This is a genomic window from Pseudomonas sp. GM55, from assembly GCF_000282395.1.
GTDB lineage: Bacteria > Pseudomonadota > Gammaproteobacteria > Pseudomonadales > Pseudomonadaceae > Aquipseudomonas > Aquipseudomonas fluorescens_CC.
Map to the genome: position 1 here is coordinate 1 of NZ_AKJJ01000073.1, position 5,494 is coordinate 5,494.

A 5,494-nucleotide genomic window follows, 5' to 3' on the forward strand; every position below is an offset into this window, starting at 1 on the left:
AGAACTGGAACGGCTGTTGAAAGGGCAACCGGCCAACCGCAATGCACGGCTGTCGCTGATCCAGTATTACCTCGACAGCGGCCAGGAACCCAAGGCGCAGGTGCTGTTGCAGGGCTGGAAAAGGATGAACCGCGATGATCCAGCGCTGAAATAGATGTCCTTATTTTCCGAAGGTTGGATTACCCGCACTTGCGTAGCGCCGATTCGGATCAACTTTCACATTGAGCATCACCTGTTGGCGTCGGTGCCGTATTTTGCCTGCCGAAATTGCATGCACTTTTGCGACAGCGCGGCATCGTGCCGGAACCACCCACTTACTTGCAGGTGCTCGAGCGTGTGAGCATGGGATTCACCAAGTCGGATTGAGAAACCGGGGTGTTCAGGAATTTGGGTGAGCTATAAAAGTAGATGTCCAAGAACGCAACACCGCGTTAATGAGCTATACCCAATAATCCCCCCACCGCGCTTCTTCCATTATTGGAGGTTGGCAATGAAACTCTGTCCTCCCCTGTCAGCGCTATTGATCACCGCAAGTCTCTTCGGCTGCGCCAGCTCATCACACCAATCAATGAATCTTCCTTTGACAGCGACCCATAAAAACCCTGGTCATACCGCCACGACCACATTGACCAGCGTGGGCAATCAAACCAACTTTGACTTCTACATCACCGGAGTTCCAACCGGAACCATCTTGCCCCCGCGCATCTACACGTTTATCAACAAAGGTAGTTGTCAGCAACCCGGACCAGCCGCGTTCGCAATGAACGATAAGGTCAACACGGAACCCAATGCGGGGACCGGCGGATGGACCTTTTACAGAAGCGCACCGATAACCATGCCAGACCTGCTTTCTGGCAAATACTCGGTTGTCGTGCGGACTTCACCAGAGGATGGTAGCGTCGATATTTTCTGTGGCGATGTTGCACACGCGACTCGATGAAACACCCATAGTCATTTTTGAGTCGAGTCGCGCTTATATGTGGCGATTGTGTTTACCGTATACATGGTTGGTATTTATCCAGCTTGTAATCCTAGCGTTACATACACCACAAAAACACTGCAATCGCCCCGTCCATTTGAAAAAACCGCACTAGACTCCTTCCTGCGCCTTAACCCGTGCATGGTCATGTGGTAAGGGGGAAGTGATTCTGTACGCAGTACCTAGGCTATTTGCTCGGTGGTCAATGCACCAAGGGTCAATGTTGATGTGCACTCATCACCCGGTTGCTAACACCATGAAACAACGAGGAATCCTGGTATGGAACAGCTATCGGATCGTTTCAGGTTATCTATAGTGTTTGCTGCGCTTTTGTCATTGAACGGACTGGCTCACGCGGCTCAAACGGAAAAGACCAATATTCTGTTTATCGTCTCCGACGATACCGGCTATGGCGACCTAGGCCCCTACGGCGGCGGGGTCGGTCGAGGCATGCCGACACCCAGCATCGATGAGCTGGCGGCAGAGGGGGTCACTTTCTACTCTTTTTATGCCCAGCCAAGCTGCACGCCTGGTCGTGCGGCCATGCAAACCGGGCGGATCCCTAATCGTAGTGGTATGACTACCGTGGCCTTCCAGGGCCAGGGCGGTGGCCTGCCAGCAGCCGAGTGGACGCTGGCCTCAGTGCTGAAAACCGGTGGCTACGACACTTATTTCACCGGCAAATGGCATTTGGGCGAAGCCGACTATGCGCTGCCCAATGCGCAAGGTTATGACGTGATGAAATACGTCGGCCTGTACCACCTCAACGCCTACACCTACGCTGACCCGACCTGGTTCCCGGACATGGACCCGGAAACCCGCGCGATGTTTCAAAAGGTGACCAAGGGCGCCTTGTCCGGCAAGGCGGGAGAAAAGCCTGTCGAAGAGTTCAAGGTCAACGGCCAGTACGTGGACACGCCTGTCGTGGATGGCAAACCCGGTGTGGTCGGCATTCCTTTCTTTGATAACTATGTCGAGAAAGCCGCACTGGAGTTTCTCGACACGGCGGCCAAATCGGACAAGCCGTTTTTCATCAACGTCAACTTCATGAAGGTGCACCAGCCTAACATGCCGGCACCGGAGTTCATTCATAAGTCCATGTCCAAGTCCAAGTACGCCGACTCTATCGTCGAACTCGATACCCACATCGGCCGCATCATGGACAAGCTCAAGGCGCTCGGCCTGGATAAGAACACTCTGGTGGTTTACACCACTGACAACGGGGCCTGGCAGGATGTTTATCCGGATGCTGGCTACACACCGTTTCGTGGTACCAAGGGCACAGTGCGTGAGGGTGGTAACCGGGTACCGGCCATCGCCGTCTGGCCAGACAAGATCAAGCCGGACACGAAAAATCACGAAATGCTTGGTGGCCTCGATTTGATGGCGACGTTCGCCTCTGTTGCGGGTGTGAAGCTACCGGAGAAAGATCGCGAGGGTCAGCCGATCATCTTCGACAGTTACGACATGACCCCAGTACTCACCGGCAGTGGCCCTTCTCCGCGTAAGGAGTGGTTCTACTTTACCGAGAACGAATTATCCCCGGGGGCCGCCCGTGTTGGTAACTATAAAGCCGTATTCAACCTGCGGGGCGATGATGGCGCGCAAACCGGTGGTCTGGCTGTGGACAGTAACCTGGGATGGAAAGGCGCCGAAAAATATGTGGCCACCGTGCCGCAGGTCTTTGACTTGTGGCAAGACCCGCAAGAGCGCTATGACCTCTTCATGAACAACTTCACCGAGCGTACCTGGACGATGGTGCCGATCACGGGCGCGATCATCAAATTGATGAAAACCTACGTCGATTACCCACCACGCAAACTGCAAAGCATGGGTTATGACGGACCGATCGAACTGTCGCAATACCAGAAATTCCAATACGTACGTGACATCCTGAAAAAAGAAGGCATCAACCTGCCGATGCCAGCGGGTAACTGATAAAACAGGCGGAACATGGCGGCTTCATCAGAGGTCGCCACTTCGCCATTTTGACGTTTACGAACAGTCACCACTCGTAACAAACCTAGTAGTGGATATTTCATGATCCACCCTCTCGAATGGTCTAGGGGAATGCATTTATGAACAACGTCTCGTTGGCCCGTCCATCAATGCGTTGGCTCTTGCTTGCTTTGTTGTGGCCACTGTTGCTGCAAGCAGCGGAACCCTTGCCATCCTGGCAAGAGGGCCCTTCCAAACGCTCCATTGTCGAATTCGTCCAGGCAGTAACGGCAGATGGTTCCAAGGATTTTGTACCGCCGGTTGAACGCATCGCAGTGTTCGATAACGACGGAACGCTTTGGAGCGAACAGCCCCTGTATTTTCAGATGCTGTTCGCTCTGGAGGAGGTTAAGCGCCTCGCGCCCCAACACCCGGAATGGCAACAGCAGCAGCCATTCAAGGCCGTGCTGGACAACGACCAGAAAACCTTGGCGAGCAGCGGCATGGAGGGGCTGATGAAGATCATCGATGCCACCCATACCGAGATCAGTACTCAAGCCTTTTTAGCCAATGTCCGGGCTTGGCTGGCCAAGGCCGTGCATCCCAAAACCCATAAGCCCTACACCGAGATGGTTTATCAGCCCATGCTCGATCTGCTCGCGTATTTGCGCGCCAATGGCTTCAAGACCTACATCGTGTCAGGAGGCGAAGTAGAGTTCATGCGCGCCTGGACAGAGGAAGTATATGGCATTCCGCCCGAGCAGGTTATCGGCACCTCCTTTACCGGTGAGTATCAATACAACGCCGGCAAGCCGGTGATCATGCGCCTGCCCAAGCTAGCGCATTACGACGACGGCCCTGGTAAACCCGTCAGTATCGAAAGCGTTATAGGCCGCCGACCGATCTTCGCTTTTGGTAACTCCGATGGTGATCAGCAAATGTTGCAATGGACCGCCGCGGGCGATGGCAAGCGCTTCATGGGACTCGTGCATCACACCGATGCACAACGTGAATGGGCTTACGACCGGGAGTCGAAAGTCGGGAAGCTGGACAAGGCTCTGGATGAAGCCCGGGCGCAGAATTGGACGGTGGTAGATATGGCCAAGGAGTGGCGCAAAATCTACCCTTTTGATAGCGCGGCACCTTGAAACCCAGCGTATCTATCGCGCCGCAGCCGCAGGGGCATTAGCGGTTGTTAAGACAATTGCACAAGTTGCGATGGTAGGGAGTGATGGGCTGCCAGTAGATGGAGCAGCATGATTGGAATCATTTTGGGAACAACAGCGTAAATGCCACCCGAAATCCCCAACCCTCAGCGCCATCTTTCGGGCTATCAACCCAGTAGCGCGGCCCTGCTTGCAGACTCATGGGCTGATGACCCACTTTGAACAACTGGGTCACAAACAGGTTGATCGGAGCCGACCATTCGCGGGTCTGCCAGTCGTAGGTAGACTCGGTGTTGATGCCATAGGTGGTGTAAGTGTGGGTGGTGTAGCTGAAGAAGGGCTGCAAGAAGGTTTGGTTGATTTTGTCTTTGTCATCAGGCGGGCTGTTGTACAGTGACCAGATGTGATTGGCCAGAATACCGCGGGTCCAGCCATTGCTTTGTTTGAGGGCAACTACGGTAGGACCCGCCCCCCATTGCTCACCACTCAACAGCTCATCACTACCGGTCGGCACCAGGATTACCGGCCCTGCTCCCCAGATCCAGCCGCTCGCGGTCGGGTGCTTGGGTGAAAAGAAGAAGCTCTGGGTTACATCGCCGATACCGGATTTGTCCGCCTGTCCACCCGCTACCAGGCCATGCTGATCGATAATCGGCAGGATGGTTCGGGAAATGAGATTCCACTCGTCGTTGAGGCTAAATGGCAGTACTGGCTGGATATTGGTAACGCTTTGGTAGCCCTCGCCACTGGGGCCGAGCTTCTGGTTCCAGTTGTACTGAATTGGCACGCTGTAGAGCGCCGCAACCGGATTCAGTGATTGTTTGGCCAGCTCAGCCTGGCTATCAGCAGTTAGACCGATGTTGGGCCAAATAACTGCCAGGGCCATAACAGGCATGAGGTGAAAGACTTTGCTCATCAGTAGCTCCTTCTCGATATCGAGAATGTGCACTACCACTCCAGATGGATCGCTTCCATACGAAGCGGTCCCGGAGAGCTTAGATCAGTTTTCTTGACTAGTATCAATTCGACTTGAGAGGGGGTGTGGGGCGCCTGCTGTGGACTCCATGGACAAGTGTGCGTCTGCTACGTTAATTCGAAAATGGATAGTACCGAGGTTAACCATGCCAACCAGTAGCGCTGCCCTGTCCACCTTTACACTCCTCGCGCTGTGCAGCCAGCAAGTATGGGCCGGCGGCATCATGCTCTACGAAATCGGCACCGATAACGCCGGCCTCGCCAACGCCGGCGCCGCCGCCCGAGCCCAGGGCCCCTCGACCATCGCCAGCAACCCGGCGGGCATGAGCTACCTGCCCGGCACACAAATCACTGCCGGCTTGCAGGTCCTGTACGGTGATTTGAGCTTCGACCGCGACTCCGGCACCAACGTCCCGGGCAGCGGCAGCGGCAATGC

The 5,494-nt window shown here is 54.9% G+C and carries 6 protein-coding genes; 5 read left to right on the forward strand and 1 reads right to left on the reverse strand.

The window, feature by feature from the left end:
• The 4 genes from PMI31_RS30815 to PMI31_RS19565 all read left to right on the forward strand — a co-directional run.
• Window positions 1-154, forward strand: a 154-nt coding sequence (locus tag PMI31_RS30815; protein WP_008020023.1) for a tetratricopeptide repeat protein, incomplete at its 5' end; no start/stop codon positions are given.
• A gap of 336 nt (window positions 155-490) precedes the next feature.
• Entirely contained in the window at window positions 491-940 is a 450-nt protein-coding gene (locus tag PMI31_RS30155) for a hypothetical protein (RefSeq protein ID WP_081500332.1), read from the forward strand.
• 318 nt (window positions 941-1,258) lie between these two features.
• On the forward strand, window positions 1,259-2,917 hold the full coding sequence (locus tag PMI31_RS19560) for an arylsulfatase (protein ID WP_008020026.1): 1,659 nt from the start codon (window positions 1,259-1,261) through the stop codon (window positions 2,915-2,917).
• A 140-nt stretch (window positions 2,918-3,057) separates the two neighbouring features.
• Window positions 3,058-4,065, forward strand: a complete 1,008-nt coding sequence (locus PMI31_RS19565; RefSeq protein ID WP_008020029.1) for an HAD family hydrolase — start codon at window positions 3,058-3,060, stop codon at window positions 4,063-4,065.
• Between the two features lie 118 nt (window positions 4,066-4,183).
• On the opposite strand, the gene PMI31_RS19570 is transcribed toward PMI31_RS19565, so the two are convergent.
• The gene (locus PMI31_RS19570) at window positions 4,184-4,978 is read right to left on the reverse strand and encodes a hypothetical protein (RefSeq protein ID WP_086778612.1); all 795 of its coding nucleotides are present in this window, start codon (window positions 4,976-4,978) and stop codon (window positions 4,184-4,186) included.
• A 226-nt stretch (window positions 4,979-5,204) separates the two neighbouring features.
• Here PMI31_RS19570 and PMI31_RS19575 point away from each other — a divergent pair.
• The coding region (locus PMI31_RS19575) for an outer membrane protein transport protein (RefSeq protein WP_008020031.1) at window positions 5,205-5,494 on the forward strand (290 nt) is incomplete at its 3' end.

Bases quoted from the DNA above. Each gene is read 5' to 3' on its own strand.
- PMI31_RS30155 (WP_081500332.1), top strand. From the start codon at position 491: ATGAAACTCTGTCCTCCCCTGTCAGCGCTATTGATCACCGCAAGTCTC.
- PMI31_RS19560 (WP_008020026.1), top strand. From the start codon at position 1,259: ATGGAACAGCTATCGGATCGTTTCAGGTTATCTATAGTGTTTGCTGCG.
- PMI31_RS19565 (WP_008020029.1), top strand. From the start codon at position 3,058: ATGAACAACGTCTCGTTGGCCCGTCCATCAATGCGTTGGCTCTTGCTT.
- PMI31_RS19570 (WP_086778612.1), bottom strand. From the start codon at position 4,978: ATGCCTGTTATGGCCCTGGCAGTTATTTGGCCCAACATCGGTCTAACT.